Source organism: Psychrobacter piscatorii (genome assembly GCF_904846415.1).
GTDB lineage: Bacteria > Pseudomonadota > Gammaproteobacteria > Pseudomonadales > Moraxellaceae > Psychrobacter > Psychrobacter piscatorii.
In genome coordinates, this window is record NZ_CAJHAR010000117.1 from 1 (window position 1) to 522 (window position 522).

Genomic DNA, 522 nt, shown 5'->3' on the forward strand with positions numbered 1-522 from the left:
GAAAGGTTCTGTTTAGCCAAAACTGGAAAAAGCAAAACCGCAAGATTCAAAAGCTACACAGCCACATTGCCAATATCAGACATGACTACTTGCATAAAATCACCACCCGCATCAGCAAAAGCCACGCCATGATTGCTTGTGAAGATTTAAAAGTAGCCAATATGTCGAAATCAGCTAGCGGTACGATTGAGAATAAAGGTCGTCAGGTTAAAGCTAAGTCAGGATTAAACAAATCCATTTTAGATCAAGGCTGGGGCATGATGGTCAATATGCTTGAGTACAAGCAGCAATGGCGCGGTGGGTTACTGATTAAAGTAAATCCACGCTACACTAGCCAAACCTGCTTTGAATGCAAGCATATCGCTAAGGAAAACAGACAAACTCAGTCCAAATTCGAGTGCGTCAAATGTGATCATAAAGCCAACGCTGATATTAATGCAGCTAAAAATATTTTATCGGCAGGACATGCCGTTTTGTCTGCGGAGGGAGGATGCAGTAAAGGTCGCCCGTTGAAACAGAAAA

General features: G+C 42.3%; 1 protein-coding gene. It reads left to right on the forward strand.

Annotated features, from left to right (window positions below):
- On the forward strand, nt 1-522 hold a 522-nt coding region (locus JMX83_RS15125; RefSeq protein WP_201603430.1), incomplete at both ends, for an RNA-guided endonuclease InsQ/TnpB family protein.